The following is a 665-nucleotide window of genomic DNA, read 5'->3' on the forward strand; positions in this document are numbered from 1 at the left end:
CGGCCGGCGTGCCCGCGCTCGCCGGGACCGCCGCGGGCGCGGCCGCCGAGATCGAGTACCGGCCGGTGCGTCGGCGGCTGCCGAAGACCCGCCCCTCGCAGACGGTCTCGTTCGCCGTCGGCGGCGCGGAGGGCTACCTGACCGCCGGCTCCTACCCGGACGACGGCCTCGGCGAGGTCTTCATCAAGATGTCGAAGCAGGGTTCCACGCTGGCCGGCGTGATGGACGCCTTCGCGATCGCCATCTCGATCGGCCTGCAGTACGGCGTGCCGCTGGAGGCATACGTCAGCAAGTTCATCAACATGCGTTTCGAGCCGGCCGGGATGACCGACGACCCGGATGTCCGGATCGCCCAGTCGATCATGGACTACCTGTTCCGCCGGCTGGCTCTGGACTACCTCGACGCCGACCATCGCGCCGAGCTCGGCATCTCCACCGCGGCCGAACGGGTCCGCGAGGTCAACGGCCGGTACGGCCCGCAGGCCGACGCGGCCGACGCGGCCGTCGACGCCGTCCCGGCGTCCGCCGGGTCGCTCACGGACGGGCTGTCCGACGCGGATGCGCCGGGCGTGGGTCGGGCCGTGGGTGGTTCGGTCGTGGGTGGTTCGGCTGTGGGTCCGGTCGGCGCCGGGTCGGCGTCGACCGCGAGCCGGCCGGGGCCGGGC

The 665-nt window shown here is 73.8% G+C and carries 1 pseudogene; it reads left to right on the top strand.

The annotated features are described in order from the left end of the window. Window positions 1–665: pseudogene (locus tag ND748_RS33330) on the top strand (vitamin B12-dependent ribonucleotide reductase); the annotation flags it as partial.

The organism is Frankia sp. AiPs1 (genome assembly GCF_023716945.1).
GTDB lineage: Bacteria > Actinomycetota > Actinomycetes > Frankiales > Frankiaceae > Frankia.